Consider the following 16,025-nt stretch of genomic DNA (forward strand, 5'->3'; position numbering starts at 1 on the left):
CCGAAGCCGGCCTCGGCGTCGGCGACGATCGGGACCATCCAGTCCTCGACGGTCTGGATGCCCTCGGAGAACTCGATCTGGTCGGCGCGGAGCAGGGCGTTGTTGATGCGGCGGACCACTGTCGGCACCGAGTTGGCCGGGTAGAGGGACTGGTCCGGGTAGGTGTGGCCGGAGTTGTTGGCGTCGGCGGCGACCTGCCAGCCGGAAAGGTAGATGGCACGCAGCCCGGCCTTGACCTGCTGCACTGCTTGGTTGCCGGTCAGGGCGCCGAGGGCGTTGGTGTACTTGCCGGTGCTGTGTTCCTCGGTGAGCTGCTTCCACAGCTTCTCGGAGCCGCGGCGGGCCAGGGTGTGCTCCTCGGAGACGCGGCCGCGGAGGCGGATGACGTCGGAAGCCTTGTAGTCCCGGGTGACACCTTCCCAGCGAGGGTCGGCAGCCCACTCGAGCTCCAGGGCGGCGGCCTGCTCTTCGGGCGTCTGCTGGGTGGGCTCAAATGCTGCAGTCATCGTTGTCTCCTTGGTTGTGCCCCGGGTGGCCGGCCCGCCTTCGTCATTGAAGGCGGGACCGGCGGCTCCGGTGCGGTGTTTTTCTCCGTAAGACCTACTTTTCTGCACTTTCAAGGGGGTTTCTAGACCAAAACCATGGAAAGAAATGCACTTCTTCGCGTATCCTCAAGAAATGCACCCCGCCAGTTGGAATCGCCAAGCTTCGTCCGCCGTGACTCCCTCGGTGCCCGAGGTGGACGTCATCAGCATGGGCCGCCGGGTCCGCCATCTGCGCAAAGCGGCAGGGCTGACGCTCGATGACCTGAGCGCCGCCGTCGGGACCGCCCCGAGCCAGCTGAGCCTGATCGAAAACGGCAAACGCGAGCCGAAACTGGGCCTGCTCCAGCAGCTCGCCGCGGCGCTCGGCGTCAGCATCGACGAACTGCTGGGGGCGGAGCCGCCCAACCGGCGCGCGGCGCTCGAGATCGAGCTGGAACGCTACCAGCGCAGCCCCATCTATGAGTCCCTGAACCTGCCGAAAATCCGCATCAGCTCGCGGCTGCCGATGGATGTGCTGGAGTCGATGGTGGGCCTGCAGCACGAGCTGGAACGCCGGCTCAACGAGCAGATCGCGACGCCGGAGGAGGCCCGCCGCGCGAACGGCGGACTGCGCGCCATGATGCGTGAACGGAATAACTATTTCCCGGAGTACGAGGCCGAGGCGCAGAAGGTCCTCGCCTCCGTGGGGCACACCAGCGGACCGCTGTCCCACCATGTCATCGCGGACATCGCCGGGCACCTCGGTTTCAGCCTCCATCACGTGGGCGACCTGCCCCATTCCACCCGCTCGGTGACCGATCTTAAGAACCACCGGATTTATCTCACGCAGAACGCGCGCAGCGACCACGACCCCCGTTCGGTGCTGCTGCAGGCCCTGGGGCACTACGTCCTGGGCCACCAAACCCCCAGCAACTACGGGGATTTCCTGATGCAGCGCGTGGCCACAAACTACTTCGCCGCGGCGCTCCTGCTGCCGGAACAGGCGACGGTCGAGTTCCTGCAGAAGGCCAAGGCCGCCAAGGAAATCGCGGTCGAGGACATCCGGGACGCCTTCGCCGTCTCCTACGAGACCGCCGCGCACCGCTTCACCAACCTGGCCACCGAGCACCTGGACATCCGCACGCACTTCCAGAAGACCCACAAGAGCGGCATCATCTACAAGGCCTACGAGAACGACGGCGTGACGTTCCCGCAGGACCACACGGGCGCCATCGAGGGCCAGCCCTCGTGCCGGAACTGGACGTCGCGGGTGGTCTTTGACGTGCCGGACAAGTTCAGCGCCTACAACCAGTACACGGATACTCCGGCGGGGACCTACTGGTGCACCGCCCGGACGGAGCGCTCCGCGAACGGCGAGTTCTCGCTCTCGGTGGGCGTGCCCTACGCGCAGGTGAAATGGTTCCGCGGGCGGGACACCACGGAGCGGTCCAAGTCCACCTGCCCGGACGAAAGCTGCTGCCGGCGCCCGCCGGCTGCCCTGGCGACGGAGTGGGCCGGGAACGCCTGGCCCTCGGCGCGGGCGCACTCGCACCTGCTCGCCGCGATGCCGCCGGGAGCGTTCCCGGGCGTGGACGAGACCGAGGTCTACTCGTTCCTGCAGGCGCACTCGGGGAGCTGAGCCCCGACCCCCGGCGCTCCCTCACGTCCCGCACGGTGTGGGCCGGCGCTCCCTCACGGCCCGCACGGTGTGGGCCGGCGCTCCCTCACGTCCCGCACGGTGTGGGCCGGCGCTCCCTCACGTCCCGCACGGTGTGGGCCGACGCTCCCTCACATCATCTGAGGAAGCGTCCGGCCGGTTGGTGCGGAAGCTGAGGGAGCGTCAGAGGACAAGACCCTGCCAGCGCGGACTATATTTGCCGTATCAGCCAACAGATCCGATTGCGGGAGCGTGCACCCATGGCAAAGGAACTTGCAACCCAGCTCGTCGAACAACTTGAGGCCGCCGGAGTCCAGCGCATCTACGGGATAGTCGGCGACAGCCTTAACCCGATTGTCGACGCCGTCCGCAAAACCGGTGGCGCCAAACAGGGTGGAATCGACTGGATCCACGTGCGGCACGAAGAGGCCGCGGCGTTCGCAGCCGCGGCGGAAGCCCAGCTGACCGGCCGCCTCGCCGTGTGCGCCGGCTCGTGCGGGCCCGGAAACCTGCACCTGATCAACGGGCTTTACGACGCCAACCGCTCCGGAGCGCCGGTCCTGGCCATTGCATCGCACATCCCCAGCAAACAGATCGGCAGCAGCTTCTTCCAAGAGACGCACCCCGACAGGATCTTCACCGAATGTTCGGTGTATTCCGAGCTGATCAGCACCTCCGACCAGGCCCCGAGGGTCATGCACAGCGCCATCCAGCACGCCGTCGCCCTCCGGGGAGTCGCCGTCGTGACCCTTCCCGGTGACATCGCCGGCCTGGAAGCGACAGCCGCCACCCCGCTTCCCGCCGCGTTTGTGCCGGCAACCCTGACGCCGGCTGCGGAAAGCGTCCGGCAGCTGGCCGATGCGATCAATGCGGCCGAAAAGGTGGCCATCTTCGCCGGGGCCGGCGTGCAGGGCGCCCATGACGTGGTCATTGCCCTGGCCGAACTGATCAGGGCACCGATCGGCCATTCGCTCCGCGGCAAGGATTTCATGCAGTACGAGAACCCCTATGACATCGGCATGACGGGATTGCTGGGCTACGGCGCCGCCGCGGAGGGGATCGAGGACGCCGACCTGCTGATCCTGCTGGGCACGGACTTTCCGTACGACCAGTTCCTCCCCGGGACCCGCACGGCGCAGGTGGACCGCGCCGCACACAAACTGGGCCGGCGGACCGACGTCGACATCGCCGTCCACGGCGACGTGCTGCCCACGCTTGCTGCGCTGATGCCCTTGCTCCAGGCGAAGAAGAGCCGCCGCTTCCTCGACCGGATGCTCAGGAAGCACGACCGGCTCATGAACAAAGCCGTCGGAGCCTACACCCGCAAAGCGGAAACGAAAGAGCCGATCCACCCCGAGTACGCGGCCTCACTGCTTGACCAGGTGGCGGCGAAGGACGCGGTCTTCACCGCGGACACGGGCATGTGCAATGTCTGGACCGCCCGCTACATCAACCCGCTCGGCACCCGCCGCCTGATTGGCTCGTATCTGCACGGCTCCATGGCGAACGCGCTTCCGCACGCGATCGGTGCCCAGTTGGCGTACCCGGGGCGTCAGGTGGTTTCGGTGTCGGGAGACGGCGGCCTGTCGATGCTGTTGGGGGAGCTGATCACCGTCGCCGCGCACCGGCTGCCGGTGAACGTGGTGGTGTTCAACAATTCCACCTTGGGCATGGTCAAACTGGAAATGCTGGTGGACGGGCTCCCCGATTTCGGCGTGGACGTGCCCGATGCGAACTATGCGGCGGTCGCCCGGGCCCTGGGGTTCCACGCCGTCCGGGTCAGCGACCCGGCCAAAATCGAGGCGGCCTACCGGGAAGCCTTCGCCCACCCGGGACCCTCGCTTGTGGAGCTGATCACGGATCCGAAGGCGCTCTCCCTCCCGCCGAAAATCAAGGGCGCCCAGATCCTGGGCTTTGCCACCGCGATGTCCAAGGTTGTCCTCAACAGGGGCGCCGGCGAGGCAGTCAGCATGGCGCGGAGCAACCTGCGCAACATCCCCCGGCGCTGAGGTAACCCTGAGGCTCCGATTCGGCGTCGTCACCAAACCGACGGCAAACCGTGACCCGGCAGGCATCGTTCTGTTCAGCCCCGACTGGTTGACTGGCCATAGGCGGGTTCCCGCCATTCCAATGTGGCTGAGGGGCTGGCCAAAGGGGCGGCAATGAAACAGAAACTTCAAGCAAGGCTTGTGGCAGCCGCGGCCGTCGTGGCCCTGGCACTGTCGGCCTGCTCGGCGTCGCCGCCGGCGTTGCTAAAGGCCGACGGCGTGCAGCGGGCCTCGGTGGACGGCGCCCCCTACGGGGCCGAGCTGCAGGCGTTCCGGTCTTCCGCGCAGAAACTCGGAGCGGCGCTCCTGTCCGACGGCGGCGACGGCGCCAACGGCAACGTGATCTCGTCCCCGGGCAGCCTGCTGATCGCCTTGGCCATGCTCCGAGCGGGCGCCACCGGAGAAACGGCTACCGAGATGGACCGGGTGCTGGGGCTCCCTGGGAAAAATCGCGACGAAGCCATGAACGCGCTGCTTGCGTCTCTGGAAAAGTTCGACGGCGATCCCGGCTCGGTTGACGAAAAGAATCCACCGCGTACACCGGTCCTGCACGTGGCGAACGGCCTGTTCGTGGACAAGGGCGTGCCCACCGGGGAGGGATACCTGAAAACCCTGGCCGGGCACTACGGGACGGGCGTTTACCCCGTGGCCTTCCGGGATGCGTCCGCCACCAAGTCGGCCATGGACGCCTGGGTGGACAAGAACACCGGCGGCCGGATCAAGAAATCACCGGCGCCGTATGACCCCGAGGACACCTTCAGCCTGCTCAATGCGGTGTACCTTGCCTCGGCCTGGAAGGTTCCCTTTGACCCGGCGGGAACTTCTGACCTCCCGTTTACGACGGGGGACGGCCAGCAGCCCAACGTGCCTACGATGCAGACCATCCAGCAGGTCGCTTATGCAGAGGGGGCGGGATGGAGCGCCGTGGATCTGCCCTACGCCGACGGTTTTGTGATGCGGCTCGTACTGCCGGACATCGGTACTCCCGGGTCCGGAGCACCAGGCCTCGCCGACGCTGCCCGCGCCCTTGAGGCAGCCGCACCGACGACGGTGCAGATTTACTTGCCGAAGTGGGACCAGAAGAGCAGCTTTGATCTGCGCAGGGTGTTCGCCTCGCTGGGACTGCAGGAAATGCTCCAAACGGAGTCCGACTTTAACGCAATCCAGCAGGGCATGGTGATCAAGCAGGCGGCGCAGGCGGCTAACATCACCGTCGCGGAAAAGGGCACGGTTGCCGCTGCGGTGACCCAGATCAATGCACAGGCCGTAAGCGGCGTCGTCCAAGCGATGAAGGTCATCCGCTTCGACCGGCCGTTCCGCTACGAGATCGTCCACGTCGAGACCGGGCTGCCCCTCTTCATGGGCAAAGTATCGGACCCGCGCTGACCGTTTGCCTGCCGAGCGCGGTCCGCCCTCCCACAGGGCATCGAACGGAGCGCCGCCACCTCACCCACCTTCGCTTCGGAGAGGACTTCCAGCGTCTCGCCGTCGTAGTAGACGTCGACGGCGTCGGCCCGGTCAGGTGCACGGTGCTGATGGTGGCCGGGCTGCCCAGCGTGCCGATCTTCACGGTGCCCAGCACCGAGGGTGCGCCGGAAGCGGCGCCGTATGCCGCCGTCGTCGCCTCCAAATGGTCCGCAATGACCTGCTGATCCACGGGGACGAACCGGAGGTTCCAGTTGCCCTTGGGATTGAAGGAGACAATGCACGTCAGGTTCGCGATGCCGAAGACGCCTGGCTCCTGGAACGTCTTGAGGTCGGACTGCGCGCCGGCACCGCCCGCGGCTTCGGATCCGGCGACGGTGAGGGCGACGGCGGGAAAGTTACCGGTTGTGACGGCGGAAAGGTTGTTGGAGGCAACTGAAGTCATGTCACCCTCCTGCCATTGTCCTAGCCATGCAGGTCCCGATAGGCGGCCGCCGCGGCAGGGTGCAGCGGCACGCCAGCGGTGTTGATCAGTGTTTCAGGGCTCAGGAACTGCACGCCGAGGCTGGACCGGGGGATGAGTTCCTGGGCCTGGTCCACCAGCAGTTCGACCGTTCGCTTCACGATGCGCTCGTCCAGATCCCCGCGGCACAGGAGCAGGTTGGCTACGCCCACCGTCCAGACCCCGGGAATGCCTTCGTAACTGTTCTCCGGGATCAGGACCCGGTCGTAGAAAGCACCGAATTGTGCCCGGGTCTGCCGGATGAGGGCAGACAGATCGATCATCGCGAGCCCCATCTCCCTGTTGGCCGCCGTGATGGCGGCCGTGGGCACACCGCCGGACCAGAACAGGGCATCCACGGACCGCTCCTTGAGGGCTGCGAGTCCATTGTTCAGGCCGAGGTTCAGTTCCCTGACCGGATTGTCCGCGGAAGCGGTTCCGGCCGCGGACAGGCCGGAGGCTGCGACGATGCGGTGCGCGGTCAGCGACGTTCCCGACCCTGCCTCGCCGATGGCCACGGTCTTCCCTGCGAGATCGGCGAAGGAACGGATGGCGCTGTCCTTCCGCACCAGGCAGTGGACATAATTTTCATAGACCTTCCCCAGCGCGACAATGCCCCCGGCGCCCGACGACGGCCCCGGCGCCGCCTGCTGTGCCGCCGCATGCTGCGCGGCCTGCTGCGCCGCCGCATCAGCCAGGGCGACGGCGAACGTGGCGTCGCCGGCGAGCAGGCGCTGCATATTCTCGAGGCTGCCATCCGTAACCTGGGGCACGGCGGTGCCGACCACGCCATGACGCTGCAGCGACTCGGCAAGCAGGGTGGAAAACTCCAGGTAGAAGCCGCCGGGCTCGCCTCCGGCCACCGTTACGGTGCGTGAACGGTCCTCCGGGGTGCAGGCATTCAGCGTGGGCAGCAGGAGGCCGGACACGCCCAGGGCCAGCCCTGCCTTGAAGGCTGTCCGCCGCGAGGGAAGATGGGCATCCTGGGTCCTGGCGTCAGCCATCCGTCCGCCCCTGGTCCGCCACGGACAACGGCCGGGGAAAATCGATGCGGGCGATCAGTCCATGCGGAGACCGCCCCGCCAGCAGGAGCCGGGCACCGTTGGCCGCGGCCAGCTTGTCCACGATGGTCATGCCCAGGCCGTTGCCACGGATCCCATTGTGCCGCGGTGACCGCCAGAACCTGGTGGTTGCTGCGGCCATTTCATCCGCCGAAAGTCCGGGGCCGTCGTCGGATACCTCAACGATGGCCCCGTCGGGGCGCGCGCGGACGGCAACCGAGATGTGGGCGCCGGCCGCGTACTTGATGGCGTTGTTGAGAAGTTCCCCCACCATCTGGGCCAGCTCAGCGGAGTTGCAGGCCACCTGGACGGCAGGCTCGGGCGGCCGCTCCAGCACTATGGACGTTGCGGTGCGCTGCGCGGCGGGTCCTGCCCGTTCCACTTCCTCCTGCAGGACCACGAAGGGGTCGATGAGTGTCCGGTGCCCGCCGGAAGCGGTGCTGACTGCGGCACGGGCAGAATCCTCGGACGCCCTGTGCTCCGCCGCCGCCAGCTTCAGCACTCCGTCCAGGATCTCCTCCACACGCTCAAGTTCTGCCAGCACCCCGGCCGCCGCGGCGTTCTCCCGGTCCGTTTGAAGTTCCAGCTGCAGCAGGTCGATCCGCAACCGCAAGGCGCCCACCGGGTTGCGCAACTGGTGCGACGTGTCGGCTATCAGCTGGCGTTGGGATTCGATGCTCTGGCTGACGGTTTGCGCCATTTTGGTGAACGAACGGCTGAGTTGCCTCAGCTCCGGCGGCCCGTCCTCCGGAAGCTGGCTGGTCCTGCCCGTTGCCTCAAGTTCCGTCACCGCCGAATTCAGGCGGTGAACCGGCCGCAGCACCCATCCGGTCACGCGCGCGGCGGCCGCAATGAGCAGCGCCCCGAGCACGGACGAGGCAAGCCCGACGACGAGCCACCGGTCCCGCAGTTTCTGGCGCGCTGCGTCCGGGTTGACTTCGAGGACGGTCTCGCCCAGGACCTGGCTGGCGCTTCCGAAGGAGCGGGAGATCACCTCGGAGCCGGCTCCAAACGGCGGCAGCGGGGCGAGGCTGGTGTCGCTGAGGTTCAGGTTCGCCCTGGCGATGGCGTCCCTGACATCTGCCCTGTCCTCGCTCAGGGCGCCTGAGCGCACGGTGCCCTGCTGCAGACGGACCAGGACGCCCTCCCCGTAAAGCCCGGAGTACCTGTCCATGTCCCGTTGAAGCTGGGTGGAATCACCGTCCACCGCGGCCTCGTAGGCCACCTGGGCGAACCGGTTGAGCGCGGCGGCCCGGTTGATCTGAAGCTCCTGCGTGAGCTCCCGGCTGACGGACGTCAGGATGGCGCTGGAAACGGTGATGACCATCAGGACGGACATGAGGCTGAGGAGGCCCAGGACGCGCAGTTTCACGCGGGATCCGCCTCGATCCGGTACCCGACGCCGCGGACGTTGATGATGAAACCAGGCAACTGCAGTTTGCCCCTCAGCCCCGTCAGGTGCACATCCAGGGAACGCGAGGACGCGACGAAAGCATCCCCCCACAGCGCGTCCAGGATCTGTTCCCGGGTGACCACCGAGCCGGCGTGCCGGGCCAGAAGGGCGAGCAGATCGAACTCGGTCGCGGTCAAAGGCAACACCTGGGAGCGGAGGGCCGCTACGCGCCGGTCGAGGTCCACCTCCAGGTCCCCCAGCACGATGCTTCGTGGCCTGTCGGCGCTGGGACGGACTGCGCGCCTGGTGACGGCTTCGATCCGGGCCAGCAGCTCCACCAGTTTCACCGGTTTGACGAGGTAGTCATCTGCCCCCGACCGCAGCCCCAGCACCACGCTCCGCTCATCGTCGCGGGCGGTGAGGATCAGGATGGGACACTGCGTGACCTGGCGCAGTTTCCGCAGTACGTCGAGGCCATCGATATCGGGGAGTCCCAGGTCCAGGAGGATGACTTCAAACCTCCGGTGGGCCAGCAGTGCGTCGGCTCCCCGGGACACCCTGGCTGCCCTGTGCCCGGCAGACTCGACGGCGGCCGCAAGCGCTGCTGCCATGGCGTCGTCGTCCTCGACGATGAGCACTTCCATTGCTGGTCCCTTTTCGTTGGTCGGGCGTATGAATCCCTGCCCGCTTTGGAGATTACCCGTTCCCCTGCCTTTTCGTCCTGCCCGGCAACGGCGGCGGGCAGGGAGCGGAATCCGCAGGGAGCCGGAATCCACGGGAGGGCGAAACCTAAGGAAGTGTTAGGAAATCCCTGCGGACAGTGGTTGTGCCGTGGATCACGCATAGTTTGGGTAGGGTCCTCGGGTTTTCAGGGGACTGACAACGTCGAGGAGGAACCATGGGCAATGTTGCCATGGACAGCACGAAAGCACGCGCGGAACGGTTACCCGTGGCGGCGCAGCCAAGGAAGGTTCACTGATGAGCACCATTCAAGCCACGCCCCAGACTGAGGCAGCGCAGACCCGCAAGGCCGTAGGCAACATCCTCAAAGGCTCTGCCGGCAACCTCGTCGAGTGGTACGACCTCTACGTCTACACCGTCTTCGCCGCGTATTTCCAGTCGCACTTCTTCAACTCCAAGGACGAGCTCCAGGCCGGCCTTGAGGCGATGGCCGTCTTCTCGACGTCGTTCCTGATGCGCCCGATCGGCGCCTGGTTCTTCGGCCGCTACGCCGACCGCAAGGGACGCAAGGCCGCGCTGACCCGGAGCGTGACGATGATGTCCGCGGGCTCCTTCGCCATCGCAGTGCTGCCCACCCAGGACGTCATCGGCATCTGGGCCATGATCCTGCTGGTCATCATCCGCGTGATCCAGGGCTTCTCCGTGGGCGGCGAATACGGCACCAGCGCCACCTACATGTCCGAGGCCGCCACGTCCAAGCGCCGCGGCTTCTTCTCCAGCTTCCAGTACGTCACGCTGATCGGCGGCCAGATGCTGGCCCTGCTGGTCCTCGTCATCCTGCAGAACACCATGGACAAGGGAATCCTGACCGAGTGGGGCTGGCGCATCCCGTTCGCGATCGGCGGCGTCGCCGCCCTCGTGGTCCTGTGGCTGCGGCGCTCGATGGAAGAGACCCTGTCGGCCGAACAGGTCGAGGCCGCCAACGCCCCGGCCGCGGCCGGCGAAGCCCGGCCGGGCACCATGAAGCTGCTGCTCACCAAGCACTTCAAGCCCCTGATGATCTGCATCGGCGTGACGCTCGGCGGCACCGTTGCCTTCTACACGTACACCAACTTCATCCTGAAGTTCATGAACGACACCTCCGGCATCGCCAAGACCGACACCTCGGTCATCAACTTCTGGGCGCTGCTGATCTTCATGCTGCTCCAGCCGGTCTACGGCATCATCTCGGACAAGGTCGGCCGCAAACCGCTGCTGCTCTGGTTCGGCATCACCGGCGTCCTGTTCACCTGGCCGCTGCTCTCCGCGCTGTCCGGGACCAAGGATCCGTTCACGGCGTTCCTGCTCATGATGGGCGGCCTGCTGATCGTCGGAGGCTACACCTCGATCAACGCCCTCGTGAAGGCCGAGCTGTTCCCGGCCTCCATCCGCGCCCTGGGCGTGGGACTGGGCTACGCGATCGGCAACTCGCTCTTCGGCGGCACCGTTCCGCTGATCGGCGCGGCGCTGCAGAAGGCAGGCCAGGTGGACCTGTTCTTCACCTACGTCACCGTGGCCATCGCCATCTCGCTGGTGGTCTACATCTTCGCGCTGAAGAACAAGAAGTCCACGCACCTGGACCACGAACAGGGCCACGCCTGGGAGCCTGCCGCGGCTTCCGCCGGCACGGGCACGGGCCCGGGCGCGGGTCCCGGCCGCAAGGACGACGGCAAGGACCTTATCGACGCCTAGCCTCGCGCGCCACAGGCCGCGGGGAGGACGACGGCGGGTGGCCGGCTACGGGACTTCGGTTCCGGCAGCCGGCGGCCCGCCGTCGTCGTTAACGCTTGGGGCGCCCCCGCCTCCGGGGTGAGAGACTGGAGGGCGGTTCCGGCAGTCGTCCTGCCCGGAGCCATCCAGTGCTAGTACAGCCGGCTGCCCTGCGTCGTCATCCACGAGGGTCCGGGCGGCCGAGCGAACCACTCTGAATGGAACACCCATGACTTCCGCCAAGACTTTCCCGGCCGCAGCGCCGCCGAAGTTCGCCTCGATCGGTTCCCCGTACTTCGGCATCATGCTGGCCTTCATGGCCGTGGTGCTGATCCTGTCCAACATCGGCGCCTCCAAGGGGGTGGCCATCGGCCCGATCATCACCGATGGAGGCTTCTTCCTCTTCCCGCTGGCCTACATCCTGGGCGACGTCTTCAGCGAGGTCTACGGCTTCAAGGTGGCACGCAAGGCCATCTTCACCACCTTCGCCCTGTCCGTGTTCGCCTCGCTCTGCTACTGGATCATCATCGCGCTGCCGGGCTTCGACGACGACTTCGGCGCCGCCAAGCAGGCGGCGCTGGAAGGCGCGCTGGGCCCCGTCCCGCAGATCATGCTGGCCTCGCTGCTGGCATTCCTGGCCGGGCAGACGATCAACTCCTGGATCCTGGTGAGGATGAAGGCCCGTACCGGGGAGAAATCCCTGTGGGCCCGGCTGATGGGATCCTCCGGCGCCGGCGAGTTCGTGGACACGCTGATCTTCTGCAGCATCGCCGCGTCCGTGATCGGGATCAGCGACGTCGGCGTGTTCGTGAACTATGTGCTCGTCGGCTTCGTGTACAAGACCGGCGTGGAGTTCCTCTTTGTGCCGCTGACGTCGCTGGTGATCGGCTGGATCAAGAAGCGCGAACCGAGCTACGGGGCGGCGACCCCCGCCACTCCGTAGCTGCGATCTCGACGACGGCTAACGCCGGAGTGCGGTCAGGATCCGGTTCTTGAACTCCTGTTCGCGGAACACGTCCTTCCATTCCGCACGGACGAGGCGCCAGCCATCTTCGGTGAGGGCTTTCTCCCTGCGCCGCTCCTGGTAGATCACCTCGTCTGCTGGCCGGTAGCCGAAGTACTTGACCCTGCCGTCGAACTCGAGCGCTACCTTTTTCTCTTTCCAGGCAAAGTCAAAGCGGTGCCGGCCGGCCGGGCTGTGCACCTCAACCTGCGCCTCGGGCATGGGGAGATTCAGCCGTGCGATGAGTTCGCGAGTGAGCGTTTCACCGGCCGACTCGGATCTCGGATCGGCGTTGATCATGGCCATGCGAAGATTCCTGATGCCGCGGCGACCCGCCAAACCGTCCGCCATGGCTTCCATCAAGGCACGGTCCGCACCAAGCCTGAGCCCATGGTCTGTAAGTCTTTCCCTGGCTGCTCCGTGAGCGGCTGGCAGGCTGGTGCTGTGGCCTGGCCAGGACGTGACTCACCCATGGTATTGCCTCCGACCTGATCTGTTCCGGAGTGCGCTTTCTTGGATATGTCCGTCCTGGCCGGGCCCGGCATCGGTTCTGTCTGCTGCGCTGGCCTGATTAGAAGCATGCCCACCCGGGCTCGGGTGTGGCCCATTACAGACCTGCCGCGCCGTAACCCTCCGGTGCGCCGCCATGCCCAGGAACAATAGGAGGAAAGAATGATCGTTGCAGAGCACTTCCGCTTCGTAGTCGGCGTCGATACCCACGCCCAAACCCACACGCTGGCCATTATCAACACCGCAACCGGTGAAGAGATCGCGAACGAAACATTCCCGGCCACTACTGCCGGCGGCTCCCGGGCACTGTCCTGGATCCTGCGCCGAACCAGCGGATCCGCGGAAGCCGTCCTGCTCTCTATGGAAGGGACAGGCTCCTACGGCGCCAAACTCAGGCAACAAGCAGCTGAGACCGGCTTCAGAGTCACGGAAGCGCCCGTCCCGAATCACCGCCTGGGCAGATACCTGGGCAAATCCGATGCCCTCGATGCAACCCGCGCAGCACGCGCCACTTTGAGCATCCCCTTGGACCGGATTCGGGACCCGCGCTCAGGCCAATACCAGATGGCCCTGCGCGTCCTCACGATCGCTAGACGGTCCATGGCCCGGGACCGCACAGGGGCCATCAACTCACTCACCGCCCTCCTGCGAGTCGTTGACCTGGGCATCGATGCCCGCAAGCCGTTGAACACTGCCCAGGTCAACACCATCGCCGGATGGCGGGAACGAGATGAGGAACTCGGCGTTCAAACCTGCCGCCGGGAAGCCACCCGGCTTGCAAAGCAGATCCTGACCCTGCAGGAGCAGCTGGGCAAGAACCACACAGAACTCGAATCCCTCGTGCAAGAAGTGCACCCGGGTCTGGGAATTTACGGCGTCGGCCCAGTACTCGCCGCCATCATCCTCACAGCCTGGTCACACACCGGAAGGATCCGCTCCGAAGCGGCATTCGCCGCGCTGGCCGGGACCTGTCCGGTCCCTGCATCATCAGGCGGCACCACCCGGTTCCGCCGGAACCGCGGCGGCGACCGCCAACTCAACAAAGCGATCTACACCATTGCCCTCATCAGAATTAACCGCGATCAGGCCACCAAAGACTATGTCGCCAGACGAACAAGCCAAGGACGCACCAAGAAAGAGATAATCCGCAGCCTCAAGCGCTACATCACGCGCCAGATCTTTCGGCACCTCAACACCGATGCCATCAATGGAACCGCTGGAGCGGTGCCCAGCACCGCCTAAAGGTGAGCTGTTCCGTCCTCTTTACTGTGCATTGCACCAGGCGCACGCTTGAAGAGTAACGGGCGAGGATCCCGACCCGCTGGAGCGCTCGTAACGGTCAGTGGGTGGCCTGCTGGAGCCGCCGTATCCGTCGGCTCCAGCATGGAGCAGAACGCCGGTTCGGAATCCTGGGGGCGGGCTCTGATGTGCCCGGCAGGGGAGCACCGATACCGAACCATGGGTCATCGTGGGCGTACTCTCGGCTGCTGATGCTGAGGTTTTGTTTATGGCCTCCGATGGCCTCGCCGCTCCGGTCATGGCGGGTTGGAGGGATTAGCGGCCGTCGCGTGGAAGAATCACTGCGTGGATGCCCCGGACCCCCTGACAGTGAACTGGCCCTCCTTCCTGTTCGCGTTTCTTGTTGACTCGCTCCTCGTATGGGTCCCGGTCGCCTCTGTTTTCTTTCTCGCTCCCGGACACCAGCTTCCGCTCGCTGCGGGGACCGTGCTGGCCGCGGTAGCAGCCAACTGGACGCTCTATGCCCACGGAACCACGCTCGGAACCTATTTGGGCGGCTTTCGGATCCGGACCCGGGACGGACAGGCACCCGGGCGCACGTACGGGCTGATCCTCTCCTTGTTCACGTTCGCATCAGTACCCGCGATAGCGGTTCTGATAGCCATCACCTTCGCTCCAGGCAATAACAACGCTACCGGCCTCTTTGGAAGTCCAGCCAGCTACCCCCTGTTCGGGGAACGGACCCGCAGACGGAGATTTCTTCAAGCCGCAGACGACTGCTGGGAGCGGTTGACCTGATCCCTGCGGCGCATTAGCGCTGCCGGACCGGACACCTCGCACGCGGAATCCCGTTCGGGCTGCCATTTTGCGGGTGGAATCCGGGCAGGCCATGCCACGTCCTCCATCCGCCACCTCAGCGCGATACTCGTCCTGGCGCGCTGGATGGTGGAACGGCCGACAAAGAACAGCGCGGCGGGCGCTGCCCAGTTGTCGTGGTCATTGGAGCCATTCAGCACCTTGACTTCGACTCAATCTTTGCTTTGTTTGTCTGGCTGACTTTCCGTGAACCGCGCCGACTTATATTGGATTCTTTCAAAATGTTCAAAAGATTAAGCCCGGAAGTATGGTTTCCATCCAAACGCTTTACTAATCGTAAAAATGCTGTAAGGATGCATCAGCATTCCGCTGGGGAGTGCGCCTTGAGGGGGGACATGAAAATACGAGCACTCACCACGGCCACGGTGATAGCCATTTCACTTTTAGTACCGGCCAATATTGCCCTGGCTTCGGATGAACCGGCCAGCGGCGATACGTCAAGCGTCCAGGCAAACACAGAGGCCTCGGAAGATTCAGCAAACAATCTGGCAGCCATCGTAAGCGCGGCAACCGCGCCGGAACTCAAAACAGATGAAGTGCCGGCCGTCGAGTCCGCTGACGGGTCGTTCGTGAAATCAGGACAGGTTGAAGTCACCATCCCACTCGACGCTTCCGAGCCTGTGGGATCAACCTTGGCCACTGCTGACGGTGACCTCACGATCAATGTGGGAACCGGTGCCGACGCTGAAATCAGTGGGGTGCTCTCGGCGGACGGAAGCGTCGTCTATGACCCTTCGGACAGCACAGCACACACCGTACAGGCGACCACTTCCGGGTTCCGTATTCACACAGTCCTCGAAGACAACACTGCTCCAACGGAAATTACACACGACCTCACTTTGCCCGCAGGCGCGAAACTCGTTGCAGCGAAGGACATGCCGCAAAGTGCTGACGCACCAGCACCGGAAGGAGCCATTTTCGTCGTCGACGCGACCGGAACAACCATCGGTGCCTTCATGTCCGCCTGGGCAAAAGACGCGAACGGGAAAGACGTTGCCACGCACTACGAGATCAGGGACGGAAACCTCGTGCAGATCGTTGAACACCATGCCGCAGGGATCGCATACCCCGTGGTCGCCGATCCGCAGTTCGGCTGGGTCGGCTGGTTTCCCGTCCTCAAGTTCAACCGGTATGAAACAGCAACGGCTTCAATCGCTTCCAATGTGCTGCACGTATGCGGCTGGGCGGGTAAGTGGTCGCCCATATCCCTCTGGGCCTGCGCCATCTCCGCAGTTCAGATCTCTATCCAGGCGGTCATTGCCAACGCGAGGCGGGAATGCATTCAGCTCGCGCCGGCGCCGATCGGCGCTATGGCCTTCCGATACACTGGCGGATACTGCCGCTAAACTCCCTGAAG

The 16,025-nt window shown here is 65.3% G+C and carries 12 protein-coding genes and 2 pseudogenes; 8 read left to right on the forward strand and 6 right to left on the reverse strand.

Features of this window, described 5'->3' with window-relative positions; all coding sequences use genetic code 11:
- The coding region (locus J9611_RS13755) for a beta/alpha barrel domain-containing protein (RefSeq protein WP_504741983.1) at positions 1 to 506 on the reverse strand (506 nt) is incomplete at its 3' end.
- 145 nt (positions 507 to 651) lie between these two features.
- On the opposite strand from J9611_RS13755, the gene J9611_RS13760 reads away from it, so the two are divergent.
- The 3 genes from J9611_RS13760 to J9611_RS13770 all read left to right on the forward strand — a co-directional run bounded on the left by J9611_RS13760 (position 652) and on the right by J9611_RS13770 (position 5,615).
- Positions 652 to 2,163: a helix-turn-helix domain-containing protein gene (locus tag J9611_RS13760; RefSeq protein WP_211880925.1), complete on the forward strand. Its 1,512-nt coding sequence runs from the start codon at positions 652 to 654 to the stop codon at positions 2,161 to 2,163.
- A gap of 278 nt (positions 2,164 to 2,441) precedes the next feature.
- Positions 2,442 to 4,190, forward strand: a complete 1,749-nt coding sequence (locus J9611_RS13765) for a pyruvate dehydrogenase (protein WP_211880927.1) — start codon at positions 2,442 to 2,444, stop codon at positions 4,188 to 4,190.
- A 153-nt stretch (positions 4,191 to 4,343) separates the two neighbouring features.
- Positions 4,344 to 5,615: a serpin family protein gene (locus J9611_RS13770; RefSeq protein ID WP_211880929.1), complete on the forward strand. Its 1,272-nt coding sequence runs from the start codon at positions 4,344 to 4,346 to the stop codon at positions 5,613 to 5,615.
- A 139-nt stretch (positions 5,616 to 5,754) separates the two neighbouring features.
- On the opposite strand, the pseudogene J9611_RS13775 reads toward J9611_RS13770, so the two are convergent.
- From J9611_RS13775 to J9611_RS13790, 4 genes and pseudogenes are all read right to left on the reverse strand, one after another.
- Positions 5,755 to 6,099, reverse strand: a pseudogene (locus J9611_RS13775) (bifunctional hydroxymethylpyrimidine kinase/phosphomethylpyrimidine kinase); the annotation flags it as partial.
- Positions 6,100 to 6,119: 20 nt separating this feature from the next.
- The gene (locus tag J9611_RS13780) at positions 6,120 to 7,160 is read right to left on the reverse strand and encodes a TAXI family TRAP transporter solute-binding subunit (RefSeq protein WP_211880931.1); all 1,041 of its coding nucleotides are present in this window, start codon (positions 7,158 to 7,160) and stop codon (positions 6,120 to 6,122) included.
- The gene (locus J9611_RS13785; RefSeq protein ID WP_211880933.1) at positions 7,153 to 8,589 is read right to left on the reverse strand and encodes a HAMP domain-containing sensor histidine kinase; all 1,437 of its coding nucleotides are present in this window, start codon (positions 8,587 to 8,589) and stop codon (positions 7,153 to 7,155) included. The genes J9611_RS13780 and J9611_RS13785 overlap by 8 nt, the downstream gene beginning before the upstream one ends.
- Positions 8,586 to 9,254 carry a response regulator transcription factor gene (locus J9611_RS13790; protein WP_211880935.1) on the reverse strand — a complete coding sequence of 223 codons (669 nt, stop codon included), beginning with the start codon at positions 9,252 to 9,254 and terminating at the stop codon, positions 8,586 to 8,588. Before J9611_RS13790 ends, J9611_RS13785 begins: the two co-directional genes overlap by 4 nt.
- A gap of 334 nt (positions 9,255 to 9,588) precedes the next feature.
- Here J9611_RS13790 and J9611_RS13795 point away from each other — a divergent pair, with 334 nt between their 5' ends.
- Together J9611_RS13795 and J9611_RS13800 are read left to right on the forward strand one after the other, a co-directional pair.
- Positions 9,589 to 11,022 carry an MFS transporter gene (locus tag J9611_RS13795; RefSeq protein ID WP_211880936.1) on the forward strand — a complete coding sequence of 478 codons (1,434 nt, stop codon included), beginning with the start codon at positions 9,589 to 9,591 and terminating at the stop codon, positions 11,020 to 11,022.
- 247 nt (positions 11,023 to 11,269) lie between these two features.
- Positions 11,270 to 11,983: a queuosine precursor transporter gene (locus J9611_RS13800; RefSeq protein ID WP_211880937.1), complete on the forward strand. Its 714-nt coding sequence runs from the start codon at positions 11,270 to 11,272 to the stop codon at positions 11,981 to 11,983.
- An 18-nt stretch (positions 11,984 to 12,001) separates the two neighbouring features.
- Here the strand turns inward: J9611_RS13800 and J9611_RS13805 are convergent.
- A pseudogene (locus J9611_RS13805) lies at positions 12,002 to 12,445 on the reverse strand (putative endonuclease domain-containing protein); the annotation flags it as partial.
- A 270-nt stretch (positions 12,446 to 12,715) separates the two neighbouring features.
- Here J9611_RS13805 and J9611_RS13810 point away from each other — a divergent pair.
- The 3 genes from J9611_RS13810 (at position 12,716) to J9611_RS13820 (ending at position 16,014) form a co-directional block, all read left to right on the forward strand.
- Complete coding sequence (locus tag J9611_RS13810; protein ID WP_211880939.1) at positions 12,716 to 13,795, forward strand: IS110 family RNA-guided transposase; 1,080 nt, start codon at positions 12,716 to 12,718, stop codon at positions 13,793 to 13,795.
- A 342-nt stretch (positions 13,796 to 14,137) separates the two neighbouring features.
- The gene (locus J9611_RS13815; RefSeq protein ID WP_211880941.1) at positions 14,138 to 14,590 is read left to right on the forward strand and encodes an RDD family protein; all 453 of its coding nucleotides are present in this window, start codon (positions 14,138 to 14,140) and stop codon (positions 14,588 to 14,590) included.
- A gap of 413 nt (positions 14,591 to 15,003) precedes the next feature.
- The gene (locus tag J9611_RS13820) at positions 15,004 to 16,014 is read left to right on the forward strand and encodes a hypothetical protein (protein ID WP_211880942.1); all 1,011 of its coding nucleotides are present in this window, start codon (positions 15,004 to 15,006) and stop codon (positions 16,012 to 16,014) included.
- Positions 16,015 to 16,025: the final 11 nt, after the last annotated feature.

Origin of the sequence: Pseudarthrobacter albicanus (assembly GCF_018224015.1) — a bacterium.
GTDB lineage: Bacteria > Actinomycetota > Actinomycetes > Actinomycetales > Micrococcaceae > Arthrobacter > Arthrobacter albicanus.